The 25565-nt window shown below is 68.7% G+C and carries 28 protein-coding genes; 4 read left to right on the top strand and 24 right to left on the bottom strand.

Going from position 1 to position 25565, the window contains the following annotated elements:
- Positions 1 to 177: 177 nt before the first annotated feature.
- From KCI33_RS14350 to KCI33_RS14260, 19 genes are all read right to left on the bottom strand, one after another.
- Positions 178 to 867, bottom strand: a complete 690-nt coding sequence (locus tag KCI33_RS14350) for an ABC transporter ATP-binding protein (protein WP_212525489.1) — start codon at positions 865 to 867, stop codon at positions 178 to 180.
- Positions 864 to 1616 (bottom strand): ABC transporter ATP-binding protein, encoded by a 753-nt coding sequence (locus KCI33_RS14345; RefSeq protein WP_212525488.1) that lies wholly within the window; start codon positions 1614 to 1616, stop codon positions 864 to 866. The genes KCI33_RS14350 and KCI33_RS14345 overlap by 4 nt, the downstream gene beginning before the upstream one ends.
- On the bottom strand, positions 1609 to 2589 hold the full coding sequence (locus KCI33_RS14340; protein ID WP_212525487.1) for a branched-chain amino acid ABC transporter permease: 981 nt from the start codon (positions 2587 to 2589) through the stop codon (positions 1609 to 1611). The genes KCI33_RS14345 and KCI33_RS14340 overlap by 8 nt, the downstream gene beginning before the upstream one ends.
- Complete coding sequence (locus KCI33_RS14335) at positions 2590 to 3507, bottom strand: branched-chain amino acid ABC transporter permease (RefSeq protein ID WP_212525486.1); 918 nt, start codon at positions 3505 to 3507, stop codon at positions 2590 to 2592. It lies immediately after the preceding gene.
- 53 nt (positions 3508 to 3560) lie between these two features.
- On the bottom strand, positions 3561 to 4709 hold the full coding sequence (locus tag KCI33_RS14330; protein ID WP_212525485.1) for an ABC transporter substrate-binding protein: 1149 nt from the start codon (positions 4707 to 4709) through the stop codon (positions 3561 to 3563).
- A gap of 116 nt (positions 4710 to 4825) precedes the next feature.
- The gene (locus tag KCI33_RS14325; RefSeq protein WP_212525484.1) at positions 4826 to 5062 is read right to left on the bottom strand and encodes an Lrp/AsnC ligand binding domain-containing protein; all 237 of its coding nucleotides are present in this window, start codon (positions 5060 to 5062) and stop codon (positions 4826 to 4828) included.
- 26 nt (positions 5063 to 5088) lie between these two features.
- Positions 5089 to 6285: a kynureninase gene (gene kynU, locus KCI33_RS14320; protein ID WP_212525483.1), complete on the bottom strand. Its 1197-nt coding sequence runs from the start codon at positions 6283 to 6285 to the stop codon at positions 5089 to 5091.
- A 240-nt stretch (positions 6286 to 6525) separates the two neighbouring features.
- The gene (locus tag KCI33_RS14315; RefSeq protein ID WP_212525482.1) at positions 6526 to 7950 is read right to left on the bottom strand and encodes a gamma-aminobutyraldehyde dehydrogenase; all 1425 of its coding nucleotides are present in this window, start codon (positions 7948 to 7950) and stop codon (positions 6526 to 6528) included.
- 17 nt (positions 7951 to 7967) lie between these two features.
- Positions 7968 to 8774: an ABC transporter permease gene (locus KCI33_RS14310; RefSeq protein WP_212525481.1), complete on the bottom strand. Its 807-nt coding sequence runs from the start codon at positions 8772 to 8774 to the stop codon at positions 7968 to 7970.
- A complete protein-coding gene (locus KCI33_RS14305) occupies positions 8764 to 9708 on the bottom strand; it encodes an ABC transporter permease (protein WP_212525480.1) in 945 nt (314 codons plus the stop codon). Before KCI33_RS14305 ends, KCI33_RS14310 begins: the two co-directional genes overlap by 11 nt.
- The gene (locus tag KCI33_RS14300) at positions 9705 to 10691 is read right to left on the bottom strand and encodes an ABC transporter ATP-binding protein (RefSeq protein WP_212525479.1); all 987 of its coding nucleotides are present in this window, start codon (positions 10689 to 10691) and stop codon (positions 9705 to 9707) included. Before KCI33_RS14300 ends, KCI33_RS14305 begins: the two co-directional genes overlap by 4 nt.
- Positions 10692 to 10748: 57 nt before the next feature.
- On the bottom strand, positions 10749 to 11909 hold the full coding sequence (locus tag KCI33_RS14295; protein ID WP_212525478.1) for an ABC transporter substrate-binding protein: 1161 nt from the start codon (positions 11907 to 11909) through the stop codon (positions 10749 to 10751).
- Between the two features lie 137 nt (positions 11910 to 12046).
- Positions 12047 to 12955: a LysR family transcriptional regulator gene (locus tag KCI33_RS14290; RefSeq protein ID WP_212525477.1), complete on the bottom strand. Its 909-nt coding sequence runs from the start codon at positions 12953 to 12955 to the stop codon at positions 12047 to 12049.
- A gap of 118 nt (positions 12956 to 13073) precedes the next feature.
- Complete coding sequence (locus KCI33_RS14285; protein ID WP_212525476.1) at positions 13074 to 14027, bottom strand: FAD:protein FMN transferase; 954 nt, start codon at positions 14025 to 14027, stop codon at positions 13074 to 13076.
- Entirely contained in the window at positions 14008 to 16218 is a 2211-nt protein-coding gene (locus KCI33_RS14280) for a PepSY domain-containing protein (RefSeq protein ID WP_212525475.1), read from the bottom strand. Before KCI33_RS14280 ends, KCI33_RS14285 begins: the two co-directional genes overlap by 20 nt.
- A 15-nt stretch (positions 16219 to 16233) precedes the next feature.
- Positions 16234 to 16704, bottom strand: coding sequence for a DUF2271 domain-containing protein (locus KCI33_RS14275; protein ID WP_212525474.1), 471 nt, complete (start codon positions 16702 to 16704; stop codon positions 16234 to 16236).
- Positions 16705 to 16879: 175 nt separating this feature from the next.
- Positions 16880 to 17257, bottom strand: a complete 378-nt coding sequence (locus KCI33_RS14270) for a hypothetical protein (protein ID WP_212525473.1) — start codon at positions 17255 to 17257, stop codon at positions 16880 to 16882.
- Between the two features lie 176 nt (positions 17258 to 17433).
- Positions 17434 to 18063 (bottom strand): cytochrome b/b6 domain-containing protein, encoded by a 630-nt coding sequence (locus KCI33_RS14265; protein ID WP_212525472.1) that lies wholly within the window; start codon positions 18061 to 18063, stop codon positions 17434 to 17436.
- 3 nt (positions 18064 to 18066) lie between these two features.
- Positions 18067 to 18423, bottom strand: coding sequence for a PepSY domain-containing protein (locus KCI33_RS14260; RefSeq protein ID WP_212525471.1), 357 nt, complete (start codon positions 18421 to 18423; stop codon positions 18067 to 18069).
- Positions 18424 to 18562: 139 nt separating this feature from the next.
- Here KCI33_RS14260 and KCI33_RS14255 point away from each other — a divergent pair, with 139 nt between their 5' ends.
- The 3 genes from KCI33_RS14255 (at position 18563) to KCI33_RS14245 (ending at position 20995) form a co-directional block, all read left to right on the top strand.
- On the top strand, positions 18563 to 19222 hold the full coding sequence (locus KCI33_RS14255; protein ID WP_212525470.1) for a response regulator transcription factor: 660 nt from the start codon (positions 18563 to 18565) through the stop codon (positions 19220 to 19222).
- Positions 19219 to 20550: an ATP-binding protein gene (locus KCI33_RS14250; RefSeq protein WP_212525469.1), complete on the top strand. Its 1332-nt coding sequence runs from the start codon at positions 19219 to 19221 to the stop codon at positions 20548 to 20550. Before KCI33_RS14255 ends, KCI33_RS14250 begins: the two co-directional genes overlap by 4 nt.
- A 118-nt stretch (positions 20551 to 20668) precedes the next feature.
- On the top strand, positions 20669 to 20995 hold the full coding sequence (locus KCI33_RS14245) for a lipid-A-disaccharide synthase N-terminal domain-containing protein (protein ID WP_212525468.1): 327 nt from the start codon (positions 20669 to 20671) through the stop codon (positions 20993 to 20995).
- On the opposite strand, the gene KCI33_RS14240 is transcribed toward KCI33_RS14245, so the two are convergent.
- From KCI33_RS14240 to KCI33_RS17930, 5 genes are all read right to left on the bottom strand, one after another.
- Complete coding sequence (locus tag KCI33_RS14240) at positions 20920 to 22590, bottom strand: glycosyltransferase family 39 protein (protein ID WP_212525467.1); 1671 nt, start codon at positions 22588 to 22590, stop codon at positions 20920 to 20922. The two genes, KCI33_RS14245 and KCI33_RS14240, sit on opposite strands and share 76 nt — an antisense overlap.
- Positions 22577 to 23617 (bottom strand): glycosyltransferase family 2 protein, encoded by a 1041-nt coding sequence (locus tag KCI33_RS14235; RefSeq protein WP_212525466.1) that lies wholly within the window; start codon positions 23615 to 23617, stop codon positions 22577 to 22579. Before KCI33_RS14235 ends, KCI33_RS14240 begins: the two co-directional genes overlap by 14 nt.
- Before the next feature lie 557 nt (positions 23618 to 24174).
- Positions 24175 to 24423, bottom strand: a complete 249-nt coding sequence (locus KCI33_RS17940) for a hypothetical protein (RefSeq protein ID WP_249139077.1) — start codon at positions 24421 to 24423, stop codon at positions 24175 to 24177.
- 10 nt (positions 24424 to 24433) lie between these two features.
- Positions 24434 to 24892, bottom strand: a complete 459-nt coding sequence (locus KCI33_RS17935; RefSeq protein WP_249139076.1) for a LysR substrate-binding domain-containing protein — start codon at positions 24890 to 24892, stop codon at positions 24434 to 24436.
- A 6-nt stretch (positions 24893 to 24898) separates the two neighbouring features.
- Positions 24899 to 25108, bottom strand: a complete 210-nt coding sequence (locus tag KCI33_RS17930) for a LysR family transcriptional regulator (RefSeq protein WP_249139075.1) — start codon at positions 25106 to 25108, stop codon at positions 24899 to 24901.
- 111 nt (positions 25109 to 25219) lie between these two features.
- Here KCI33_RS17930 and KCI33_RS14225 point away from each other — a divergent pair, with 111 nt between their 5' ends.
- Positions 25220 to 25474, top strand: a complete 255-nt coding sequence (locus tag KCI33_RS14225; protein ID WP_212525465.1) for a cupin domain-containing protein — start codon at positions 25220 to 25222, stop codon at positions 25472 to 25474.
- Positions 25475 to 25565 lie beyond the last annotated feature (91 nt).

Here is a 25565-nt window from a genome sequence, read left to right as displayed (position 1 = left end):
GTCCGGCAAGGATTTCGCCCTCGCGCCCATCCCCCACAGACGGGATGAGGAGGCTCGGGTCACCGATTTTTTAGTTATTGGTCAAAATATAAGCGCGGCGGCAGATCGCCTGTCAATGGCCTTGGGGGCGACAGCGCGGACGGGATGACCTGACGTCAGCGCCGCGCCCCGCCCGCGTCAAACGCCGAGATATTGCCCGGCCACCCCGGCATCCAGGTCGGAAAACGCCCCGCTCCAGACCGAACGGCCGCGTTCGAGAATCACCGCCTTGTCGGCGACCTGCGACAGCTCGCGCAGCGACTTGTCGATCACCAGGATCGACAGGCCGGTCTCGCGCTTGATCCGGGCAATCACGTCCCAGATCGCCTGGCGCAGGATCGGGGCCAGCCCCTCGGTCGCCTCGTCGAGGATCAGCAGCTTGGGGTTGGTCATCAGCGCCCGCCCGATGGCCAGCATCTGCTGCTCGCCGCCCGAGAGCAGCGCCGCGCGCTGCCCCGCCCGCTCGGCCAGCCGCGGAAAAAGGTCATGCACCCGCGCGAGCGTCCAGTCGCCCGGCCGCGCCGCGGCGATCAGGTTCTCGCGCACCGTGAGATTGGCGAAACAGCGCCGCCCCTCGGGCACCAGCCCGACACCCAGCCGCGCCACCCGATGCGCCGGCATCCCGGCCAGAAGCCGACCGTCGAAACGCACCAGCCCCGCGCTTTGTGGCAGCAGACGGCAGATCACCTTGACCGTGGTCGATTTGCCCATGCCGTTGCGGCCCATCAGCGCCAGCACCTCGCCCTCGCCCAGCGCGAGGTCCACGCCGAACAGCGCCTGCGTCGTGCCGTAGACCGCTTCGACACCTTCCAGCTCCAGCAGGCTCATGCGTCCTCCTCCCCCAGATAGGCTTCGCGGACCTCGCGGCTGGCGCGGATCTCCTCTGCGGTGCCGGTGGCGATGACCCGGCCGTAGACCAGCACACTGATCCGGTCGGCCAGCGCAAAGACGGCATCCATGTCATGCTCCACCAGCAGGATCGGCGCCTCCGCCCGCAACCCGTCGAGGAACCCTGTCAGCTGTTTCGAGCCCTCGGCGCCCAGCCCCGCCATCGGCTCGTCCATCAGGAAGGCGCGCGGCCTCAGCGCCAGCGCGACCGCGACCTCCAGTTGGCGGCGCTGGCCGTGGCTCAGCTCGGCGGTGCGCGCGGCGGTGTGCTCGGACAGGCCCACGCGCCCCAGCGCCGCCTCGGCCTGCTCCAGTAATGCGCCGTCCTGCAGCACCGGCCTCCAGAACCGCATCGCCCCGCCCCGCGCGGCCAGCGCACCCAGCACGACGTTCTGCAGCACCGTGTGCTCCATCGCCAGCGCCGAGATCTGGAAGGTCCGCCCCAGCCCCATCCGCGCCCGCGCGCCGGTCGGCAGCCCGGTCACGTCGCGCCCGGCAAAGCGGACCTCGCCGCGGTCGGGCCGGATATTCCCGGCGATCTGGCCGATCAGCGTGGACTTCCCTGCCCCATTCGGGCCGATCAGCGCGTGGATCTCGCCCGGCCGCAGGTCCAGCGACACGCCGTCGGTGGCCTTCAGCGCGCCGAAAGATTTTTCGAGGTTACGGACGGAAAGGACGGGCTCAGTCATGCGCCGCCTCCCGCCCCGCGATCTGGCCGATCAGCCCACCCCGCGCGAACAGCACCACGATCAGCAGCAGCGCGCCAAGGTAGATGTGCCAGAACTCCGACAGCGCGCCCAGCCAGTGCTCCAGCAAAATGAACAGCGCGGCGCCGGCGACCGGCCCGCACAGCCGCGCCACGCCGCCAAGGATCACGAAGACCATGATCTCTCCGCTGGTCTGCCAGCTGAACATGGCCGGGCTGACGAAGCGGTTGAGATCGGCGAAGAGCGCGCCCGCCAGCCCGGTGATCGCCCCCGACAGCACGAAGGCCACCAGTTGCAGCCGGTAGGGAGACAGACCCACCGCCTCGACCCGCGCGGGCACCTGCCGTGCCGCGGTCAGCGCCAGCCCGAAGGGCGCGCGGCCAAGGCGTGCGACGAACAGCAGCACAAGGCAGAGAAGGACGAAGCACAGGCCGAAGAACTGGATCGGGTCCAGCGTGTTCAGCCCCGGAAACCCGTTGCGCACATAGATCGAAAGCCCATCCTCGCCGCCATAGGCGGGCCAGGAGATGGCGAAGTAGTAAAGCATCTGGCCGAAGGCCAGCGTGACCATGATGAAATAGGCCCCCGTCGTGCGCAGCGACAGCGCGCCGATCACCAGCGCGGCAAGGGCGCTGGCGGCGATCGCCACCAGCCAGATCACCGGCATGGAGTTGGTGCCCTCGATCAGCAGGGGCGCCTCCATCAGCGGCGTGTAATTCTGGGCGTGGCTGGCGAGGATGCCCATGGCATAGCCACCGATCCCGAAGAACGCCGCATGGCCGAGGCTGATCATGCCGCCGAGGCCCAGCGTGATGTTCAGCCCGACGCCCGCCAGCGCGAGGATCGCGACCTTGGTCGCCAGCGTGATGGTGAAGGGCTGGTCCAGCCCCCAGGCCGCCAGCGCGGTCGCCAGCAGCCCGCCCAGCAGAATTGCGTTGATATGCCGTTCCCGCATCTATGCCACCCCGAACAGGCCGCGGGGGCGGAACAGCAGCACGCCCGCCATCAGGATGTAGATCGCCATCGAGGCCAGCGCCGAGCCCACCGTGGTGGCCGCCGCCGGCTCCATGATCAGGCCGAACAGCCCGGGCAGGAAGCTGCGCCCCAGCGTATCGGTCAGCCCCACCAGAAGCGCGCCCACCAGCGCCCCCTTGACCGAGCCGATGCCGCCGATGACGATCACCACGAAGGCCAGGATCAAGACCGGCTCGCCCATGCCCACCTGCACCGACTGGATCGCGCCCACCAGCGCACCCGCCAGCCCCGCCAGCGCCGCGCCCAGCGCGAAGACCAGCGTGTAGAGCCGGGTGATGTCGATCCCCAGCGCCGCGATCATCTCGCGGTCGGCCTCGCCGGCGCGGATCTGGATGCCGATCCGGGTGCGCCCGATCAGCAGGAACAGCCCGGCCGCGATCCCCAGCCCCGCCAGGATGATCACCAGCCGGTAAAGCGGATACTGGATGCCGCCGAACAGCGTGACCGGCCCTGACAGGTAATCCGGCACCTCGAGAAACAGCGGGAAGGAGCCGAAGATCCACCGCGTGCCTTCGGAAAAGACCAGGATCAGCGCGAAGGTGGCCAGCACCTGATCGAGGTGGTCGCGGTCGTAAAGCCTCCGGATCACGCCCAGCTCGATCACCGCGCCGGCGGCGGCCGCCGCCGCCAGGCTCGCCGCCAGCGCCAGCAGGAACGACCCCGTGGCCGCCGCCACCGCCGCCGCCGCGAAGGCGCCAACCATGTAAAGCGAGCCATGCGCGAGGTTGATCAGCCCCATGACCCCGAAGATCAGGGTCAGCCCGGCGGCCATCAGAAACAGCATGACGCCGAGTTGCAGGCCGTTCAGCACCTGTTCGATCAGAAGGAGAGTGGACATCCGCCTATCCCGTCAGGGCGCCGGGCGGCACGCGGCCGCCCGGCGCCGGGGTCTTACATCTTGCACTCGTCCACATAGGCGTTCGAGCGGTCCTCGATCGCGACGCCGACGATCTTGTTGGTGATCACCTCGCCTTCCTTGATCACCTCGCGGACATAGATGTCCTGGATCGGGTGGTTGTTCGGCGCGAAGGCGAAATCACCGCGCACGGAGGCGAAATCCGCCGCCTCCAGCGCCGCGCGGAAGGCATCGGCATCCGAGATATCCGCCTTGGCCAGGGCCGAGATCAGCAGGTTCGCGGTGTCGAAGCCCTGCGCCGCGTAAAGCGACGGCAGGCGGCCGTATTCGGCCTGGAAGCTTTCGACGAAGGCCTTGTTGGCGGCGTTGTCGATGTCCTTGCTCCACTGCGAGGTGTTCTTCACCCCCAGCGCGGCCTCGCCCACGGCGCCCAGGATGCCCTGGTCGAAGCTGAAGGCCGGGCCCACGACCGGCAGGCCGACGCCGCTGTCGGCGTATTGCTTCATGAAGGAAATCCCCATGCCGCCGGGCAGGAAGAAGAACACGCTGTCCGCGCCGGAGGCCCGGATCTGGGCGATCTCGGCGGCATAGTCGGTCTGGCCGAGCTTGGTGTAGACCTCGCCCGCCAGCTCGCCGGTGTAGAACCGCTTGAAGCCGGTCAGGCTGTCCTTGCCCGCCGGGTAGTTGGGGGCGAGGATGAACGGCTTCTTGTAGCCGGCATTGGCGATATAGGCGCCGGCCGCCTCGTGCAGGTTGTCGTTCTGATAGGCGACCGAGAAATAGTTCGGGTTGCAGCCCTTGCCCGCCAGCGCCGAGGGCGCGGCGTTGACCGAGAGGTAGAACTTGCCCTGCGCGACGGCCGCGGGAACCACCGCCATCGCGAGGTTCGACCAGATGATGCCGGTCAGAACGTCCACCTTGTCAGACTGGATCATCTTGTCGGCCAGCTGCACCGCGACATCGGGCTTGCGCTGGTCATCCTCGATGATGACCTCGATGCCGGCGTCGCCGGCCTGCTTGACCGCCAGCATGAAGCCGTCGCGGGCGTCGATACCGAGGCCGGCGCCGCCGCCCGACAGGGTGGTGATCATGCCGACCTTGACGCCCTCGGCCCGGGCCGATGCCGCGCCCAGCGCGATCGCGGCCGCGATCGCGGCGGTCGAGATGGTTCTTGCAATACTCATTGGTCTCTCCTGTTGGTGAAGATGTGGCCCCGCTGACCGGGGCCGAATGTCTTGCCCATGCCTTGCGAAACGGGCTGTGTCTGTTCGGAAATGGGCGGCGCGCCTGCCCTGCGGCCTCAGAACGCCTTGAAGGTCAGGGTGGTGTAGGTGCGCTCGATCCCGTCGATGTCCAGCAGGTTCTCGTTGATGTATTTCCCGACATCCTCGCCCTCGGGCACATACATCTTCATCAGCAGGTCGTATTGGCCACTGACGGAGTAGAGTTCCGAATGGATCTCGCGCAGGGCGATCGCATCGGCCACCCTGTAGGTGGTGCCGGGGCGACATTGGATCTGGATGAACAGGCAGGTCATTGCAGTCCTCTCTTGGTGGCTTGCGGTCAGGTCACGCGCGAAACGCTGTGGTATTTCGCGTCCCGCCACAGCTCGTTTGATATGACATCCTCGATGGTTTCGGCAGCCCTGACAATATCCGCCGCGTCGAGATAGAGCGGCGCGAAGCCGAAGCGCATGATGTTGGGGGCGCGGAAATCGCCGATCACGCCGCGCTCGATCAGCGCCTGCATGGCGGCGTAGCCATGTTCGAAGGCGAAGGACACCTGCGAGCCGCGCGCCTGCGCGTCGCGCGGCGAGGCCAGCACCAGCTGCGGGCAGCGCGCCTCGACCTCGGTTATGAAACGCTCGGACAGGGCGATGGAGGCGGCGCGGATATCGGCCATCTCCACCCCGTCCCAGACGCCCAGCGCCTGTTGCAGGATCGACAGCTGGACGATCGGGGGCGTGCCCACGCGCAGCCGCTCGGTCGACATGGCGGGGCGATAGCCCAGTTCCATCGCGAAGGGCGCATCATGGCCCATCCATCCCGCCAGCGCGGGCTGCACCTCGTCCACGATATCCGGGCGGGCATAGATGAAGGCCGGCGCGCCGGGGCCGCCGTTGAGGTATTTGTAGGTGCAGCCGACCGCGAACTCGGCATTGCACGCCGTCAGGTTCACCGGCACCGCGCCCGCGCTATGCGCGAGGTCCCAGATCATCACCGCGCCGGCCGCATGAGCGCGCCTGGTGATCGCCGCCATGTCATGCATCCGACCCGAGCGGTAATCGACATGGGTCAGCATCACCGCGGCCACCTCGTCGGTGATCGCCTCGGCCACGTCCCCGGGCGCGGGGGTGCGCAGCGCATGGCCCTTGCCGATGGTGTCGATCAGCCCCTGCGCCATGTAGAGATCGGTGGGAAAATTGCCGCTGTCCGACAGGATCACGCGGCGGTCGGGCCGCAGCCTCAGCGCGGCGGCCAGCGCCTGGTAGACCTTGATCGACAGCGTGTCGCCGGTAGCGACCGAGCCCTCGGGCGCGCCGATCAGCGGGGCGATCCGGTCGCCCACGCGCCGCGGCAGCGAGATCCAGTCGGCGCTGTTCCACGCCTTGATCAGTTCACCGCCCCATTCGTCGCGCAGCACGGTCAGCGCGCGCTCCGCCGCGCCCTTGGGCAGCGGGCCCAGCGAATTGCCGTCGAGATAGATCACCCCCTCGGGGAGATCGAAAAGGTCTTTGCGCGGAAGCTCTCTGCCGCTCATCTCTCATCCCATGCCAGATCCCGGTTCCCCGGACCCTAGCCGCAAAGGCCCCGCCCGCCCAGACCGAAGATGACCGCCCGGGACGCGTGCGCGTGCGCAAGGGCGGCGCGGCCGCGGCTTTCCATCGCCCGGGGCGATGATTGGCAGATCCGAGGAGGGAAAACCACCGGGGCCGCGCTTGCCCGGCCGCCGGTTTCGGGCTGGCGCTGCCGCGGCGGGCGCCGCGGCAGCTCAGGGGGATCAATGCGCGATCATGACATGGCGGACGGCGGTGTAATCCTCCAGGGCATACATCGACATGTCCTTGCCGTAGCCGGATTGCTTCAACCCGCCATGCGGCATCTCGTTAACCAGCATGAAATGCGTGTTCACCCAGGTGCAGCCGTATTGCAGCCGCGAGGAGGCGTCCATCGCCCGCCCGATATCCGAGGTCCAGACCGAGGAGGCGAGGCCATACTGGCTGTCGTTGGCCCAGGCGATGACGTCGTCGTCCCCGGTGAAGCGGGTGACAGAGACCACGGGGCCGAACACCTCGCGCTGGACGATCTCGTCGTGCTGCAGGGCGCCCGCGATCACGGTCGGCTGATAGTAGAATCCCGCCCCCTGATGCACCGCGCCGCCGGTGGTGACCTCGATATGCGGCTGCTCGGCGGCGCGCTGGACGAAGCTCGCCACGCGGTCGCACTGTCGCTGGCTGATCAGCGGCGGGATCTCGTTCAGCGTGTCGTCCGCGTTGTCGTAGACGATCGAGGCGGCGGCCTGCGACAGCTCCGCCACCAGCTTCTCGTAGATCTTCGCGCCGGCGTAAATGCGGCAGGCGGCGGTGCAGTCCTGCCCGGCGTTGTAGTAGCCGAAGGCCTTCAGCCCCTCGACGACGCGGACGAGATCGGCGTCGTCATAGATGATGACCGGCGCCTTGCCGCCCAGCTCCAGATGCGTGCGCTTGACGCTGTTGGCGGCGGCCTGCAGCACCTTCTTGCCGGTGGCGATGTCGCCGGTGATCGACACCATGTCAACGCCGGGATGGTTGATCAGCGTGTTGCCGACGCTGGCGCCCTGCCCCACGATCACGTTGACCACGCCCTCGGGCAGGATGTCGGCCATGATCTTGGCCAGCTTCAGCGCCGTCAGCGGCGTCTGCTCGGAGGGCTTCAGCACCACGGTGTTGCCGCCCGCCAGCGCCGGCGCCAGCTTCCACGCCATCATCATCATCGGGTAGTTCCAGGGCGCGATCGAGGCGACGACGCCGATCGGGTCGCGCCGGATCATCGAGGTGTGCCCCTCCATGTATTCGCCCGCCGCCGGGGCGTGCATGTTGCGCACCGCCCCCGCGAAATAGCGGAAGCAGTCGGCCACCGCAGGCACCTCGGCGGTGCGGACCTCGTTGATCGGCTTGCCGCAGTTCAGCGCCTCCAGCCGCGCCAGTTCCTCGAGGTTGCCCTCGATCGCGTCGGCGATGGCCAGAAGCTTGGCCGAGCGCTCGCCCGGCGTGGTGCGAGACCAGCTGGCGAAAGCCTGCCGAGCGGCGGCCACGGCGCGGTCGATCTGGCCGGCATTGGCCTCGGGCATCTTGAGGATGGTCTCTCCGGTGCGCGGGTTGAGGACGGTCTCTTCGGTCTCGGTGCCGGCCTCGAAGGACGATCCGATCAGCATCTTGGTTTCCATTTGGGCTCTCCCTTTTGTCATTTGCCCTGGCCGGCGACGCTTTCCGTGCCGCGGGTGAGGTAGTAGGCGCCGAGGATCGGCAGGAAGGTGACCAGCACCACGACCATCGCGACCACGTTGGTCACGGGCCGCTGGCGCGGGCGGACCAGCTCTTCCAGCATCCAGATCGGCAGGGTCTGCTGCTGGCCGGCGGTGAAGGTGGTCACGATCACCTCGTCGAAGCTCAGCGCGAAGGCCAGCATCCCGCCCGCCAGAAGGGCGGTCGCGATATTGGGCAGGATCACATGGCGGAAGGTCTGGAAACTGTCCGCGCCAAGATCCAGAGACGCCTCGATCAGCGAGCCGGAGATCCGGCGGAACCGTGCCACCGCGTTGTTGTAGACCACCACCACGCAGAAGGTCGCGTGACCCAGGACGATGGTCCAGAAACTGAACGGGATATCCGCCAGGTTGAAGGCCGCGCGCAGCGAGATGCCGGTGATGATGCCGGGCAGCGCGATCGGCAGGATCACCATCAGCGAGATCGCCTCGCGGCCGAAGAATTTCGACCGGCTCACGGCGGCGGCGCAGAGCGTGCCCAGCACCAGCGCGATCGCGGTGGAGATCGCGGCGACGCGCAGCGACAGCGACAGCGCCTCCCAGACATCGGCGCGGCCCCAGGTGACAGCGAACCATTTCAGGGTCAGGCCCGGGGGCGGCCACTGATAGGATTTCTCCTCGGTGGTGAAGGCGTAGACGAAGATCAGGATCAGCGGCAGATGCATGAAGGCCAGCCCTGCCCCGGCGGCGATCTTGAGCCCCATTGGCGCGCGGTCAGAGTGCATCGAAGGCTCCGTTCCGTTTGGCGATCCACAGATAGACGCCCATGATCACGATCGGCACGACGGCGAAGGCGGCGGCCAGCGGGATGTTCCCGGCGGTGCCCTGATAGGCATAGACCGCCTGGCCGATGAACCGGCGCGACGAGCCGACGATCTGCGGGATGATGTAATCGCCCAGCGTCAGCGAGAAGGTGAAGATCGACCCGGCGATGACCCCCGGCAGCGACAGCGGCAGCAGCACATGGCGGAAGCTCTGGGCGGGCGTCGCGCCCAGGTCGCCCGACGCCTCCAGCATCGAGGCCGGGATGCGCTCCAGCGAGGCCTGGATCGGCAGCACCATGAAGGGCAACCAGACATAGAGGAACACCAGGAAGGTTCCGGTCCAGCTGACCGAGAGGGAATTGCCGCCGATCACCGGAATCGACAGATAGGCGTTCAGCAGCCAGGTCAGGTGCAGCGCCTCGAACAGCCAGTTCAGGATGCCCTCCTTGGCCAGGATCAGCTTCCACGAATAGACCTTGACCAGGTAGCTCGACCACAGCGGCAGCATGACGCCGAGGTAGAAGACCGCCTTCCATTTGCCGCGCGCGTAGCGCGCTGCGTAATAGGCGATGGGAAAGCTCACGATCACCGCGGCCAGCGTCACCGCCGCGGCCATCACCACGGTGCGGATGATGATGTCGAAATTCGCCGGCGTGAACAGCTCCCGGTAGGTCTTGAGGGTGAATTCGTAGACGATCACCCCCGAGAACTCGTCGATCGAGAAGAAGCTCTGCGCCAGCAGCGCGAAGAGCGAGCCGAGATAGATGATCCCCAGCCACAGCGCCGGCGGCGTCAGCAGCAGGAAGATCAGCAGCCGCGGGTTGCGCCAGAGGCTGTCCGACACCGACGTCAGCCAGCCTGCCCTGCGCGGGGTTTCGATCGCTGCATCGCTCATGCGTTCGGGTCCATCACATGCAGGTCCTCGTCGGCCCAGCTCACACGCACCTGCGCGCCCGCCTCGGGCACGGGGGCGCCCTTGGGCAGCAGCGCGATCATCGGGATGCCATCCATGTCCAGCGCGACCTTGGTGGCCGTGCCGATGAAGCTGCTGCCGCGCACCGTCGCCCCGTGGCCCTCGGCGCCGAGGCGCACGGCCTCGGGGCGCAGGGCGGCATGGGCGCGTTTGCCCGTCAGCCGCTCGGTCAGATCCGGCGGGAAGACGTTGGATGAGCCCACGAAATCCGCCACGAAGGGCACCTCGGGGCGGTAATAGATGTCCTGCGGCTGGCCGACCTGGACGATCCTGCCCTCGTTGAACACCGCGACCCGGTCGGCCATGGACAGCGCCTCGCCCTGGTCGTGCGTGACGAAGACGAAGGTGATGCCCAGCTTGCGCTGAAGCGCCTTCAGCTCTTCCTGCATCTGCTCGCGCAGCTTCAGGTCCAGCGCGCCCAGCGGCTCGTCCAACAGCAGCACCTTGGGGCGGTTGACCAGCGCCCGGGCCAGGGCGACCCGCTGGCGCTGGCCGCCCGACAGCTCGGAGGGCTTGCGCGTGCCGTAGCCGGGCAGCGCGACCATCTCCAGCGCCTCCTCGGCGGCGCGGCGGCGCTGCGCCTTCGGCTGGCCCGCGATCATCAGGCCATAGGCCACGTTGTCGATTACGCTGAGATGCGGGAACAGCGCATAATCCTGGAACACGGTGTTCACATGGCGCTTGTAGGGCGGCACGCCCTGCGCGGGCTCGCCGAAAATGGCGATCTCACCGGCGGTGGGCTGCTCGAATCCCGCGATCAGGCGCAGGCAGGTCGTCTTACCCGAGCCCGACGGCCCGAGCATGGCGAAGAACTCCCCTTCGGCGATCTCGATATCGACCCCGTCCACGGCCCGGACAGACCCGAAATGGCGAGAAACGCCGGTGAAACGTACAGCGGTTGTCATGGAATTCCTGTCGTGCTGGCCCGCCGCCCCGGGGGCGGCGGGCGTTGGTGGGTCGGATCAGCGGCCGCCGATCACCCCGATATAGTCGGAGACCCAGCGGTAGTAGGGCACGCAGCTGCCCTGGCTCTCGCATTTGGAAACCGGGGTCTGCCAGAACTTGATCCGGTCGAAATCGTCCAGGCCGTTGGCCGAGCAGCCTTCGGCATTCTGCATGCCGCGCCCGTCGGTGCAGGCGGCCGGAACCGACGGCACCGCGCCGAACCAGACCGACAGGTCCGATTGCAGGTTCGAGGACAGCGTGTGCTCCATCCACATGTAGGCGCAGTTCGGGTTCTCGGCCTCGGCGTGCAGCATGGTGGTGTCGGCCCAGCCGGTGGCGCCCTCCTGCGGGATCACCGAGGCGACCTTGACGCCGTCGGCCTGCAGCAGGTTCACTTGGAACGGCCAGGAGCCCGAGGCGACCATGCCCTCGTTCTTGAAGTCGTCGATCTGGATGAAGGCGTCATGCCAGTAGCGCGCCACCAGCTCGCGCTGGCCGCGCAGCAGGTCGAGGGCTGCGTCGTATTGCTCCTGGTTCAGCTCGTAGGGCGAGGTGATGCCCAGCTCGGGGCGGTGATACATCAGATAGTTGGCGGCATCCGCGATATGGATCGGGCCGTCATAGGCCTGCACCCGGCCCTTGTTGGACTTGCCGTCGGCCAGGGTCATCTCCTCGAACACCACCGACCAGCTTTCGGGCGCCTGGTCGAACGCCTCGGTCGAATACATCAGCACGTTCGGGCCCCACATGTAGGGCGTGCCATAATGCTGGCCATCGACATAGTGCCAAGGCGCCTCCTTCAGACGGTCGTCCACGCTGCCCCAGCTGGGGATCAGGTCGATGTTGATCGGCTGCACGCGTTTGCCCGCGATCATCCGCAGCGAGGCATCGCCCGAGGCCGTCACCAGATCGAAGCCGCCCTCGTTCATCAGCGCGACCATCTCGTCGCTGGTGTTGGCGGTCTTGACGTTGACCTGGCAGCCGGTGGCCGCCTCGAACTTGGTCACCCAGTCGAAGGCCGCGTCGGTCTCGCCGCGTTCGATATAGCCGGGCCAGGCCACGATGTTGACCTGGCCTTCGCCGGGGCCGACCTCGGTCAGCATCTCGGCGGCCGCCGCCTGACCGGCCAGGGTGCCGGCCACGGCCAGCACGGTGCAGGATTTCAGAAACATGTTCATGGAAGACTCCCTCATGTGGACAGTTGGAGAGGGCGCAGTCCCGCGCCCCTTATTGTTTGCGAAGAGCATGGGGGGAGCGGCATGAATTCACAAATTCATTAACCAGAAACATGATATCGGCATTTCCGATATCAGGCTCAGCGCTCCCGCGCCGTCTGCTGCCCCTTGGCGATGGAGATGAAATCCTTTGCCGCCGCCGACAGCGGCGACCCCTTGCGCCAGACCATGCCGACCTGCACCACCGGCAGCGTGCCCGAAACGTCGCGCGATTCGATCCGGTCGCCTTCGAGCGACCAGGGCCGGTAGACCAGATCGGGCAGCAGGGCGATCCCGGCGCCGGTCGCGACGAGGCTGCGCACCGCCTCGACCGAGCGGGTGCGGAAGGCGATCTTGGGCCGCGTGCCCAGCGCCGACAGCAGCTTCATCGCCGCCTCGCCCATCTCGTCGATGTCCAGCATGATCAGCTGTTCGCCGGCCAGATCGCCGACATTGACGCTGTCCTGCCGGGTCAGGGGATGGCCGATGGGTAGCCACAGCCGATAGGGCGACACGTCCAGGATCTCGACCTGGAGGGCCAGCTTGTCGTGCAGGTTGGAGATCACCATCACGGCGACGTCCAGCTCACCCCCGATCAGAAGATGTTCGAGATACTCGCCGTTGTCCTCGATCGCCGAAACCTCGACCTGGGGGTTGGCGCGGCGGTATTTGGCCAGAAGGTCGGACATCACATAGCCCGCCATCAGCGAGGTCACGCCGAGATGCAGATGCCCCCTGATCGCCTCGGTCTCCTCGGCCAGGGCGCGGCGGGCGCCGGAGACCTCCGACAGGATCGAGGTGGCGTGGCGCAGGAACTGGTGCCCCTTGTGCGTGACGTTGAGGCCGCGCGAATGGCGCTCGAACAGCTTCACGCCCAGATCCTCTTCGAGGAACTTGACCGCCTCGGTCACGGCGGATTGCGAAATCGCCAGCGCATGCGCCGCCCGGCTGACCGAGCCGTGCTCGGCCACCGCCACGAAATACTGAAGCTGCCGGATTGTGAATGCCAACGCCCTGACCCCGACTTGCGGATGCAACGAGCATCGCGTCGCTCCCCCGGACCGGCATACGGCAATTGCCGATCGGATCACAAGCGTTGCATGCCCCGCCGCCCGCGGGGCCGCGGCGTCACGCCGCGAACAGGGGACCCACCGGCGTCTGACGCAAGCCGCCCCCCGCGTCCCGATCGAGAAACAGCGCGTCAAGCCCCCGGCGCCGCGCGAAATCCGCGCCCTCGCCGCTGCCCATGACCATCAGTGCCGTGGCCCAGGCATCGGCCACCATGCAGGTCCCGGCCACCACCGTCACCGAGGCCGGAGAGCGCGGCAGCGGCCCGCCCCGGCGCGGGTCCATCGTGTGCGACAGCCGCCGCCCGCCGACCTCGACCCAGTGGCGGTAATCGCCCGAGGTGGCCACCGCCCCATCCGAGAGCGCGAGGATCGACAGCGGCGCGCGGGCGGCGGCATCGGGGCGCTCGACCGCGACCGCCCAGGGCGCGCCGTCGGGCTGGAGGCCCAGCGCGCGCAATTCGCCGTCGATGCCCAGAAGGGCGGCGTCGATGCCGAAGGCCCGCGCGGTCTCGGCCAGGCGGTCCACGCCATAACCCTTGGCGATCCCGCAAAGATCGAGCGACAGCGCCCCGTGCTTGCGCGCGCGCAGCTTCGCCGCGTCCAGCTCCAGCAATTCATGGGCGGGCCGGCGCGGCGCGGCGAGGGCCTGGCGGATCCGCTCCGGCGCCGCCGCGGCGGGGCCGAAGCCCCAGGCCGCCACCGCGTCGCCCATGCCGATGTCGAAGGCGCCGCCGGACTCGCGCCCGACGCGCAGACCGCAGGCCAGCACCTCCGCCAGGCGCTCCGGCACGGCGACCCATGCGCCGGGCGCGGCCGCGTTCAGGCGCATCAGGTCGCTTTCGGCCCGCCAGGTGGACATCTGCGCGTCCACCTCGGCCACGGCGGCGGCCATCGCGGCACGCACGGGCGCGACGTCGAACCCGGGCGGCATGTGGAACAGCGCCGACCAGCGCGTGCCCATCGTCGGGCCGTTCAGCGCGTGGCGGGTCAGCTCAGTAAACGTCTTCGGCATAGCGTCCCTCGGCTTTCAGCATGGCGGGGGTCAGGCCGGCGGGGGCCAGGATGTCGGCCAGCGCCTCCGCGACCCCGGCGGCCATCTCGCGCCCGCCGCAAACCATGACCTGCGCCCCCCCGGCGATCAGCCGCGCCACCCGCGCCCCGTCGCGCCGCAGCGCGTCCTGCACATGGGCGCGCTCGGCCGCGCGCGAAAAGGCGGCGGTGACCGAGGCAAGCCGCCCCCCGGCCTGCCACTCCGCCAGTTCCCGGCCATAGAGCAGGTCGCTGTCGGGGTGGCGCGCGCCGAAATAGAGATGCAGGGGGCGGCCGCGGCGGTTCGCCCGGGCGAAGCCGGCCAGCGGACCGATGCCCGTCCCCGCCCCCACGAGGATCACCGGCGCGGCCCCGCGCGCGGGGCGGAAGCCGGGATTGCGGCGCAGGAAGGCGCGGACGCCCTGCCCCGGCCGCAGCTCCATCAGCTGGCCCGAGCACAGGCCGCCGGGATGCTTGCGCACGCAGATCTCGGCAAAGCCATCGCAGCTGGCGGAGGCGAGCGAATAGAACCGCGGCACGGCGGAGCCCTCGGGCAGGATGCCCAGCAGGTCGCCTGCGGCGAAGCGGCCAAGCCCGCGCCCGGTGATCCGTTGCCACAGCGTCCGCCGCGGCAGGGCGAAGCGCAGGATCGCGGTGGGCGCCTGCACCTCGGCGCCGTAATCGCGGCGCGAGACCAGGGTCAGACCCTCGGTTTTCGGCACCTGCGGCTGGTGGTTCAGCTCAAGCGGCATTCCCATCGCCGCACCCAGCGCCCGGCCCCAGCGGGCGAAATCCTGAGGCGACTGGCGGTCCACCCTGTCGATCAGCAGCAGCTGCGCCCAGCCCTTCGCCTCGGCCGCGCGGCGGATCTCGTCGGCGAAGGCGCAGAACGCCGGGAAGCTGCGGTCGCCGAAGCCCAGAACGGCCAGCGGCGCGCGCGGCGCCTCGGGCAGCGCGGCGAGCCGGTCGAGGAAGCCCCGCGCCGAGGCCGGCGCCGCCCCCTCGCCATAGGTCGCGGCCAGAACCACGATGCGCGCCGCCCGGGCGTAGCGCGCCGGGGCGAACCCCGACATCGGCGCCATGTGCACCCTCTGCCCCGCCGCGGTCAGCGCCGCGTGCAGCGTCGCGGCGAAGCCCCAGCTGCTGCCGCCCTCGCTGCCCACCAGAACGATGGTGTCGGCCTGCCCGGGCGCGGCGTTCGACCGCAGGCGCGGCCGCCCGCGGCGCCCGGCGACCCAGATCACCGCGCCCGTGCCCGCCATGACCGGCACGCCCAACGCCATCAGCCCGAGGATCAGACCGAGCAGCGCCGCGCCCTCGCCGGTGTGCAGCCTGTAGACGGTTTCCGTCGCCCGCTCCCACGCGCCAAGGTCGCGCCACGCCAGCAGCGCGCCGGTGCCCTGGTCGATATAGCCGGCGCCGGCGCCGGTCTTCAGCGTGAAGGCGTCGGTCGCGTCGCCCGGATAGGGAAAGGTCAGCTCCCGCAGCGCCGAAACCGGCGTGTCGCGCAGCACCCCGATGCTGGCGGGGGCGCGGCCGGTCTGGCCGCTCACCGCGGACGGGAACCCCGGCGCGCCCGCCCCCTCGGGCAGGAGGCCGAAGGTCGAGGCGCTCATCCACAGCGCGGTCGCAGAGGACAGCGTGAGCCCGAACACGCAGAGCCGGGCGATCTCGACATGCAGCCGCCCCGGCAACGGCCCCTTGAGCGGTGCGAAGATCCGCCGCCACCCGCCCGCGCGGCGCGCGACCAGCGCGAGGCCCGACAGCGCCAGCGCCAGCATCGCCGCGGCCCCCGCGGCGACCGCGATCCGGCCGCCGTCGCCGAGGAAGAGCGAGCGGTGCAGCTTCGTCAGCCAGTGCTCGAACGCCGGCGTGTCGGCCGATGCCACGCCCTGCCCCGATCGCGGGTCGATCACCGCCGCGCCGGGGCGGCCGCCCTCGAACCAGTAGGCGGTGATGCGGCCCGAGGGCGCGCGGCGGATCTGCTCGACGCCGGGATAGGCCGCCATGATCCGCCCGGTCAGCTCGGCCACGCTCAGCCCGGGTCCGGCCGCGGCGGGCGCGCGCGCCGCCTCGACCGCGGGCAGGACGGACAGGGCCGCGCCGCTGAGCGCGAGCACCACCAGCAGCGCCGCCGCCAGCAGGCCGGGCCATCTGTGCAGGGAGCGGATCATGGCAGCCTCCCCCGGTCACATGTCGTAGCTGACGGCGGCGATGTAGCGCCGGCCCCGGTGGGCCTGCCCCGCCCCCTCGGCGGTCAGCGGCACCACCACCTCGGAGGGGGAATCGCGCATGTCCTCGACCGCCGCATCGACATGCAGCGTGTAACCCGCGTCGAACAGCGCGTCCGTCAGGTCGAGGGTGATCGACAATTCCCGCCCGGCGCCGACACTGGCGCCGGTGATGCCGTTGATCTCGGCGGTGTTGCCGCCGGTGGCGCGATGCCAGTCGTTGAGATGCTCGTAATATTTCGACTTCCCGCCCGCCATCCACAGGCTGCCGACATAGGCCCCCTGCGCGTCGGTGACATAGAAGGCGAGATAGGCGCCATCTCCGCCGTAATTGTTCAGGGTCGTGGTCAGCGTGACCGGACGGGCCAGGGCCACGCCCGGCAGCGTGAGGGCCGTGGTGACGGCAAGCAGGGCAAGAGCGGATTTCATCGTGTATCTCCAGGGATTGCGTTCATGGGCGGAGCGTCGGGCCTCACGCTGATCCGGCGCTGACGCGGCGGGCGATTCTGCTTCAGCCTGTCGTCAGCATCCGGGCGGAGGCGGCCCGACGCCCCCGCTTGCGCCGCCCCGCCGACGCGCGACGGCCGGCGGGGCGTGGGGCGGATCAGTTCACCTGCGCCTTGGGGGTGGCGCCGGGGCCGAACAGGCCGTTGGCGGGCGGCGCGACCGTGCCGGCCGGGGCGGGGTTCACGCCCGCGCGGCAGCCGCGCCCATCGCCGTCGTCGTCGTCGCACTCATCATCTTCATCGTCATCGTCATCGTCATCGCCGTGATGATCGTCATCGTCGTCATGGCCAAGCCGCAGCCAGAACAGGCGATGCTCCTTGTCGTGGCGATCGTCGCTGGCAAGCACCAGGACCTGGCCCGCCGGCAGGTCCGCCGAGGCGCCGGGCCCGGACGCGCCGATCGCGCCCGATGCCGGAATGGCGAGGGCCGCGCCGATCGCGGTCGAGGCGGCAAGCAGGGCAAGGGTGAATTTCATTGTGGGATCTCCCGTGGCTGGTTCGATGCCGGAGCATCCCGCCTCAGCCTGATCGCTTCCTGACGGCGGCCGGGTTTCTCCGTCAGCCTGCCGTCAGGAAAGAAACGCCCCGCCGGGGAGGGATGGCGGGGCGCAGGGGCGGGCCTTGGGGAGAGGAAGGCCCTCGGGAACGGGGATCAGGAAATGTCGCCGGGCTCAGGCGCGCGTTTCTCGCCGGTGATCATGGCCCGCGCGAGGTTCTCGCGATGGCGCATCGAGGCCAGCACGACACCGCCGACATGGAGCCCGACCAGCAGGAGCATCAGGTTGGCGAAAACCTCGTGCACCTCCTTGAGCGGGCCATCGGGGCCTTCGCCGTTTTCGCCACGCTCGCCGCGCTCGCCCGACCGTTCCTCGTCGGCATAGGCAGGGGCCACGATCTGCGGCAGCGCCGAAATGACCGCCTGACGCTCGGCGTCTTCCTCCATCAGCCAGCCGGTGAAGGCCGTGCCGGAAAGCGTGATCAGGATGGCAAGGATCATCGCCGCGCCGGCCGGGTTGTGGCCGATGTAGCGCGGCTCGTGCCCACCCAGCATGGCGCGGAGATAGTCCACGACCTTGCCCGGGCCGCACACGAACTGGCTGAAGCGGGCATAGCGGGAGCCGACGACCCCCCAGACCACCCGCACCGCGATCAGCGCGGCGACGACATAGCCTGCCCATTCGTGCAGCGGCTGCACCTCTTCGGCCGAGAGCCACGCCACCGCGAAGGCGGCCACGAGGCTCCAGTGAAACACCCGCACCAGCGGATCCCAGACACGAATCATCTCTCAGTTCTCCTTGATTTCGGGGGCCGTGCCCGGCACGGCTCCCGGTTCTGCCCGCGACGGCGCGTCGCGCAGGTCGGCGGCGCCCTCGTCCTCGTATTCCATTTCGATGATCCCGAGCGTGCCGGGATCGACCGTGACCTCCAGCGCGCGCCCGTCGGCGTCGCGCAGGTCGATCTCGTAGCAACCATCGTCGATCTTGATGCGCCGCACCGTCCAGCCCCGCTCCTCGGCCATGCGCTGCACCGCCTCGCGCGGCTGCCATTCGGACATGGGGACGTGGCAATCGTCGTCGGCAAGGGCCGCGCCGGCCACGCAGGAGGTCGCCAGAAACGACAGAATTGTCAGGGACTTCCGCATCGTCCAAACTCCCGTCCGAGATAACTTGCGCCTGTCCTGCGCCTTCAAGCTGACGCAGACCTGAAGCACGGGCAACCAAAATGTCAGGTTCCCGTCAGGCGCGCAGGGGATAGGCTGGAGCGGAAAGGGGACCGCGACGATGCGTATTCTGCTGATCGAGGACGACACCGTTCTGGGCGCCGCCGTGCGCGACCAGCTCGCCGCGGACGGCCATTCCGCGGATTGGGTCACCCGGCTGGACGCGGCGGGCGACGCGATGGCGGCGGCCAGCTACGACCTGGTGCTTCTCGACCTGATGCTGCCCGACGGGCGCGGCATCCCGTTCCTGCGCGCGCTCCGGGCGAAGGGCGACGTGACCCCGGTCATCATCCTGACCGCGCTCGACCAGGTGTCGGACCGCATCGAGGGGCTGAACGCCGGCGCCGACGACTACATGGTCAAGCCCTTCGACCTGGCGGAGCTGTCGGCCCGCATCGGATCGGTCGCGCGGCGCTACGCCGGCAACCCCAACCCCATCGTCACGATCGGCGCGCTGGAGATCGACCTCGGCGCCCGCAGCGTCCGCAGGGACGGCCGCCCGGTGCCGCTGACCGCGCGCGAATGGGTGCTGTTCGAGGCCTTCGTCCAGCGCCCCGGCCAGCTGCTGTCCAAGGCACAACTCGAAGAGCATCTCTATTCCTTCGACACCGAGATCGAGAGCAACACGATCGAGGTCCATGTCAGCCGCCTGCGCAAGAAACTGGGCCGTTCCATCATCGAGACCGAGCGCGGCCTCGGCTACCGGCTGGGCACGGCATGACCGCGCCGCGTTCCCTGCAACTGCGGCTCGCGCTGGGCATCGGGCTGGTGGTCACGCTGCTGTGGATCGCGGCGGCCACGGTCACCTCGGCGCTGCTGCGTCACGAGATGGACGAGGTGTTCGATTCGGCGCTGCAGGAGACGGCGCAGCGGATCCTCCCCCTCGCCGTGCTCGACATTCTCGGGCGCGACGAGGCGGCCGTCGCGCAGCGCATCGCCACGCTGCGCGAGCACGAGGAGCTGTTCACCTATATCGTCCGCGACGCGCAGGGCCGGGTCCTGCTGCATTCCCATGCCGCCGACGAGACCATCTTCCCGCCCTATGCGGGGACGGGCTTCCGCCAGACCGCGACCCACCGGCTCTATTACGACGCCGCCCTGCGCGAGAGCCTCACCATCGCCGTGGCCGAGCCGCTGAGCCACCGCGCCGCCGTCGCCGGCGAGATGCGGCTCGGCCTCGGGCTGCCGCTGCTGGTGGTGATCCCGCTCAGCCTGATCGGGATCCTGGCCGCGGTGCGGCTGAGCTTCCGCCCGCTGCGGCGGCTGCGCGACGACCTCGGCGCGCGACATGCGCGCGACCTGTCGCCGGTGCCCGGCGACGGCCTGCCCACCGAGGTCGCGCCGGTGGTGGGCGCGCTGAACCAGCTGTTCGAGCGCCTCGACGCGGCCTTCGAGGCCGAGCGCAGCTTCGCCGCCAACGCCGCGCACGAGTTGCGCACCCCCATCGCCGGCGCCATCGCCCAGGCGCAGCGCCTGCGCGCCGAGGTGGCCGACCCGCAGGCCGCCCAGCGTGCCGCCGACATCGAGACCAGCCTGAAGCGGCTGACCCGGCTGTCGGAAAAGCTGATGCAGCTCGCCCGTGCCGAGGGCAGCCGGCTGCGCACGGGCAACCCCGCCGACCTGCGGCCGGTGCTGCGGATCGTCGCGGCCGATTTCGAGCGCTCCGACCCGGCCGGCCGGCTGGCGCTGGCCATGCCCGACGCGCCGGTGCTGTCCGACATCGACCCCGACGCCTTCGGGATCCTGTGCCGCAATCTGATCGAAAACGCGCTGAAGCACGGCGCGCCGGACAGGCCCGTCGCGATCCGGCTGTCGGGCGACGGCACCCTCTCGGTCGCTAACGAGGGACCGGTCGTGCCGCCCGAAACACTGGATCGCCTGCTGCTGCGCTTCGAGCGGGGCGCGGACGCGGGGGATGGCACCGGGCTGGGCCTTGCCATTGCCCGCACCATCGCCGAGCGCGCGGAAGGAACGCTCACGCTGCGCTCGCCTCCTGCGGGCCGCGAAACCGGGTTCGAGGCCGTGGTCACGCTGCCGCCGGCCGGCTGAACCCCGCCCCGGCGCGCCACGACCCTGTTGCGCGCACGCGCCGGATGGATGATGCTGGACCCGTTGCGCCGGCCGGCCACCTGCGGCCCCGGCCGCGCCGGCCCCGAGGGAGAACGGGATGGACCTACTCGCCCTGTTCAACGTGGACACCGCCTCAGAGTTGCTCTGGGTGATGCTCGGCTTCGCCGCGCAGGCGATGTTCGGGCTGCGCTTCATCGTCCAGTGGCTGTCCTCGGAACGCGCCGGCAAATCGGTGGTCCCGGTGGCCTTCTGGCATTTCTCGGTCCTGGGCGGGGTGATGATGCTGTCCTACGCGGTCTACCGCTGGGACCCGGTGTTCATGCTCGGCCAGGCGATGGGCCTGGCCGTCTATTTCAGGAATCTCTGGCTCATATCCCGCTCCGGCGACGACGGCGAGGCGCCGCTGCCGCCGTCGAGCCGGTAGATCACATAGTTGCTGCTGTCCGCGGCGCGCGTGGCGTTGGCCTCGAGATAGTCCAGAACCCCCGCGTGATGCTCGAAGAACAGCCGGGCGCGGCTGTCCTTGGCATTGCGGGTCACCGCGAACCAGCGCGCACCCTGCGCGCGAAGCGCCTCAAGCTGCGCGATGGCGGCGGCATCGTCCTCCTCGAAGGCGGACCAGTCGCCGTCGCCGCCGCCGGGCGGAAACACCCAGCCGCGCCTGCGGCTGTAATAGACCCCGATCGGATCGCCGACCACGGGGCTGACCGCGATCACCAGGTCGTCCGGACCGGCCAGCGCGTCCAGCCTGCGGCCCATCAGCCGCGCCTCCTCGCCCTGCGCGTCCTTGAGCCGCTGGCTCAGCGGCAGGGTGGACAGCAGCAGCACCGCCAGAACGACAAGGCCGGTCCGCAAAACCCCGCTTGCGGCGGCCGGCGTCGCCGCGCGGCCCATGTCGACCAGCACGATCAGCCCGCGCCCGCAGAAGATCGCCAGCGGGACATGCAGGATATGCAGGTTCCAGGGGTTGTTGGTGATCTCGCGCGCGGCGGCGAAATAGACGATCAGCGCGCCCAGCAGCCAGACATGCGGCACCACCGCCAGCGCCCGGTCGCGGCCGATCGCGGCCCAGCCCGGCGCCATCCACAGCCCGACCGCGATCAGCAGCAGGATCGGGTATCCGTGGAACCACCAGACCGCGGTGAACCACAGGTCCTCCAGGTAGAAGCCATTGGCGATGAATGTGTCGAGCCCGTAGTCCCAGACATAACCGCTGCCGGCGACGTGGTAAGGCGGGTAGCTGTTGCCCAGGTATACCGCCCAGGCGTAGTAGCCGGCGATCGCCACGAGCCCCGCGGCCGTGGCCAGAACGGTCAGCCCCGCGCGCCGCAGCTGCCCCCGCGCCAGCCAGACCCCGACCAGCCAGAGCACCACCAGACCGGCGCCGAGCCCCGGCAGCTTGGCCAGCGCGCCGAGCGTGAAGGCCGCCGTCCCCAAGACCAGCATCCGCCCGCCGCCCTCGACCCAGTGGCGCAGGAACAGCCACAGCCCCAGGGTGACCAGCGCCAGCATCGCGGGATCGGGCAGGAAGGATCGGTCGATGATGATCGCGCCGGGCATCAGCGCGTAGCTCAACGCCGCGGCATGGGCGTGGCGCTCATCCCAGATCAGCGCGGTCAGCCGATGCAGCGCGAACACCGTGACCATGCCGAACAGCGCCGCCACCAGCCGGCCGAACCAGTCGTGCCAGCCAAAAATGGCGTGCAGGATCGCCACGATATAGCTGAGAAGCTGGAACTCGCGCCCCTGATAGCTCGGCCCGGGGCCGGTCCAGTTGACCTCCGGGAAGAAGATGTTCCAGCCGCCGGTTCGGAAATTGTCGGCCATCATGGCGGTGCTGGCCTCGCGCCAGCTGAAGACATCGACCAGCGGCTGGGTGATATCCCAGAACCGCAGCGCCGCCGCCACCGCCAGGATCGCGACCAGCGCGGCCAGATCGCGCGGCCGCGGCCCCGCGCCCCCGAGCAGCGCGCGCAACCACGGCTGCGTGTCGGCCGCCGGTTCCTCAACCCTTGCCATCCGCGCCCCCGTGGCCGGTCAGCGCCGGCTCTTCGAAATTCACCAGCCGCCGCACCGCATAGGGCACGCGCCTGCCCTGGCCGTAATAGACCCGCGCCAGCACCTCGCCCAAAATACCGAGGCTCAGCAGCTGGAGCCCGGCCAGCCCCGACATCACCGACAGCAGCAGCAGCGGGTTGCCGGTCATGTCGGTGCCCATGGCGAGCTTCATCGCCACCGTCGCCAGCCCCGACAGCAACGCCAGCGCCAGGCTGGCCAGCCCCAGCCCCCCGAAGACCAGCATCGGGTGGGACGAGCTGTTGAGAAGGAATTTCACCGTCATCAGGTCGAGGATCACCACCAGCGTCCGCCCGATGCCGTATTTCGTCTTGCCGGACAGGCGCGGGCGATGGTGGGTTTCCATCTCGAAACAGCGCGCGCCGCGCTGGAACAGGAGGATCGGGATGAAGCGGTGCATGTCGCCGTATAGCTCGATCTCCGACAGCACCTCGCGCCGCATCGCCTTGAGCGTGCAGCCCAGATCGTGGATCGGAAAGCCGGTGCTCCACGAGATCAGGCGGTTGGCGATCCGGGAGGGGAGCTTGCGGCTGATCAAGGCGTCCCTGCGGTGCCGGCGCCAGCCATGCACCAGGTCGTAGCCCTCCTCCAGCTTGGCGATCATCGGGCCGATATCGGCCGGGTCGTTCTGCAGGTCGCCGTCGAGCGTGACGATTGCGTCCATCCCGGCATGGTCGATGCCCGCCTTCATCGCCGCCGTCTGGCCGTAGTTGCGCCGGAACTGGACCAGCCGTACCCGAGGGTCGCGGGCGGCCAGATCGACCAGCGCCTCGCCGCTGCCATCGGTCGATCCGTCGTCGACCAGGATGATCTCGTGGGGCTTGCCGATCGCCTCCAGCGCGGCGGTCAGTTCCTCGTGCAGCCGGGCGATATTGCCGATCTCATTGAAGATCGGAACCACGACAGACACCCCCTCAACCGCCTGCGGCGTCGGCGTTTCGCGTTCCTCGATTTTGCCAACGCCGCTCATGCTCAGGGTTCAGCGCTCCAGACCTGGTCCTGTCGACCTGCCCCTGTGTAGCGCAGGTTGCAGGCCGAAACAATTTTCACCTCGAAGGATCGATGCCCGGTCCCGCGTCTGCGACGGACCCTGGCGCGGTTCGAGTGAAAATCCGGCCCCCAGACCGCCGCCCGAGCGGGCGCAAAGCCGGCAATCGGTCGCGTTCCACAGGGCAGCACCCGTTCACAGGGAGCACCCGTTCACAATGGGGGTATGGCGGAGACGAAGGGAGAATGTTCCACTCTATCCGCCGCATTGTTTTCCAGGGGGTTACGCCGGTGCCAGCCCCCGGGTGCTACAGAACTGTAGCAGATGACTGGACATTGTGAAGCATAGATACTGGGAGCAGGCCTAGTCACTCACGGCCCTTACCTGCCATTCACAGCCCGATTTTCTGCTGCGGCGCAGTTCGGCCAAAGCGACCTTTCATGCGCAGCGCAGGAAGGCCTTAGGCCGCGGATGGCGTCTGCACGGAGAAGGCAAACCACGTCTCAAACGATCCCAATTGACGATTTCGGGACCGGCGATCAGGATTGCGCGTCCAGCGCTCTCATGAGGTGAAAAACTCGCTCCCGCATCCAGCTTGCCAATGGCGTGTTGTCTGATCGTTTGTGCCAGATACCGATGATGAGGGGGGGATCGATCTGCATCGGCGGCTCGAACACGTGGAGGCTGAAGGTCTCCGCAACCTTGGCGGCCAACTGCGCCGGCACCAGCGCGATCAGATCGCCTTCACTGACCGCCCGGCAGACCCCTGAAAAGACCGGTACCGTCATGGCCACCTGCCTACGCTTGCCAACACGGGTCAGCGCCGCGTCGCCCATGGCCGCAAGATTGCCCACGGGCGAGAAGAGCACGTGGTGAAGCGCGCAAAAAAGTATCCATCGGGATCGTCTGACCGGGCTCCAACCCCATGGTCCCGGGGTTTCCCGACCGGGCGATGACGTGGAACGGTGAATGGAAAAGCGGTTCCCGGTTAACCCAATCCGGCAGATCGGTGTCAGGAATGAGCGCGATGTCCGCGTTGCGACGCTCGAGACTTGCAACATAGTCGTGCAGCACGAGATCGACGAGCTGGGCGCGGACGCCGGGTGCCGTTTGATGGAGAAGGTCGCCAAGCGGCGGCATCAGAAGCTCGGCGAAGAATTCGCTGGCGGCAATTCTGAAGGTGCCGGTGGCCTTTTCCGGGTCGAACGCGGCGGGCGGGGCGAGCAAGGCTTCGAGTCGCTCGAGTTCGTCGCGCAATGGCTCTCAGAGACCGGCGGCATAGTCAGTCGCCACCAGACGGTTCCCTTGTCTGACAAACAGTGGGTCGCCCAGGGCATGACGCAGACGGGATAAGGCACCCGATACCGCAGATTGCGACAGGGCCAGCTTTTCTGCGGCCTTCACGGTCGACCCTTCGCGAAACACCGCATCCAGCACGCGCAGAAGGTTCAGATCGAAGGTCGCGAAATTCATCTGCCCGATAGCCAGTATCAGGGAATACGGTTTGGCCGATACCGTGGCGACAGGGTAGGCTCGTGTCAACGAAAGCGCTTTCGTTTCAGTCCAACTGCGAGGAGTGAAGCGATGAAAGACCTGACCGAAGAGACCGGTGCTGTCGAATGTCTGGGCGTCAAATACAAGACGATCCTCACCCCCGAACAGACTGCGGGTGCCATGTCCATCGTTGACAGCTGGTCACCGGCCGGAAGCGGCCCGCCGCGCCATTTTCATGAACGCGAAGACGAAACCTTCGTCATGATCACCGGAACCTGCAAGGTCTGGATCGAGGGCGAGGAATTGCTGGCCGCCCCTGGTGAAAGCGTCTTCATCCTGCTGTGACCCCCGACATTGATCCAGCTGATGCCGGGGTCCGCGGTTGAGTTTGGCGCTGTTGCGCCGAGGGGGCAATGGGCGAGCGGCGGAACGTTTC

It is taken from the genome of Actibacterium sp. MT2.3-13A (assembly GCF_018139985.1).
GTDB lineage: Bacteria > Pseudomonadota > Alphaproteobacteria > Rhodobacterales > Rhodobacteraceae > JAGSOU01.
This window is presented reverse-complemented; position numbering and strand designations above follow the sequence as displayed.